The sequence below is a fragment of the Vibrio sp. 1727 genome (assembly GCF_033344415.1).
Taxonomy (GTDB): Bacteria; Pseudomonadota; Gammaproteobacteria; order Enterobacterales; family Vibrionaceae; genus Vibrio; species Vibrio alginolyticus.
In genome coordinates this window covers 1-1,155 of the sequence record NZ_JAWPOT010000074.1, presented here as the reverse complement: position 1 = coordinate 1,155, position 1,155 = coordinate 1, and the positions used below count along the sequence as shown (strand labels likewise).

1 protein-coding gene is annotated in these 1,155 nt (G+C 45.6%); it reads left to right on the top strand.

Features of this window, described 5'->3' with window-relative positions; all coding sequences use genetic code 11:
• Positions 1–249 precede the first annotated feature (249 nt).
• Positions 250–1,155: M6 family metalloprotease domain-containing protein (locus tag R8O10_RS23895; RefSeq protein WP_318191783.1), on the top strand; the 906-nt coding region annotated here is incomplete at its 3' end.

Below are 1,155 nucleotides of genomic sequence, written 5' to 3'. Positions count from 1 at the left end.
AAAGTGATATTTTGACTTTTTTGAGCGCCGATTGGTCATCGGCGCTCAAACATTTATAAATAACGTGGTCTTCTGCTCAAATTTTCTTTTTGATCCCCTTGTCAGTATTCCCTTATCCTTTCATTTCTGTACCATTCATTCACTTAATTTATATCTAATGCGTAAGTAACCATCAGGTAACCGCTCATTAAATTGATGGGTATCTGAGTTCGTTTTACGCATGGTGAATTGAAAAGATGGAGCCGTACTTTGAAATTCCACACCCTTGCCTTGACCATGCTGACTGCACTTGTTGCCGGAAACAGTATGGCAACGACACCACCATCGCCAATTTGGCATCCGATTACGTTGAGTGACGGAAGCAATAGCGAGGCGATTTTACGCGGAACTGCTGATTTCCATTGGTTTGAAGACAGACAAGGCAATGCCTTGATTCAGGAAGATGGTGTTTGGTTTTTTGCTCAGATCCAGCGTAATTCAGACATCCCTGAGTTGCTCTCGACTGGTATTGAGAAAACCCAATCCAGTGATGCGCCTGATTCCGCGAAGTTTCGTCCTGACGTGCAAGTTAAGCCGGAGCTGTCTTCGTTAAAAGCGATTGAACCTATGGCTCGCCAAAACTTATTGCGCACGGCACAAGGTTATCAGGCGATGAGCAGCTCGAGCGTGAAACAGCAGCCTCTGTTGGTTGTGCAGGTTTCTTTTAACGATCAAGCGATGGTGCACAATTTCGAGCAACGTGTTTTCGACACGAATGGCCAAAGCGTTGTGGATTACTTTGATAAAAACTCTCAAGGTAAATTCAAAGTCGTCCCAGCTATCGAGAGTTACGGCACCGCGAATGATGGTGTGATCAATGTGTCCGTGGCACAAAGCCACCCAAATTGTCACTCTAGTTCTAGCGACACCACATGTACGGCCAAGCTGAACGCCGTGTTTACAGAGGCCTACCAAAAACTGGATCCGTACTTCAATCTTTCTGCTTACGACAGTAACCAAGATGGAACCGTTGAACCTTCAGAGTTGTCAGTGATGTTTATCTTTGCTGGTGGCGACCGTTCAACCGGATTCCTTGACCGTCCTGCTATCTGGCCACACAAATTCTCTCACAATGATGTCACGCTAGATGGCAAAAAGATCACTGACTACTGCGTG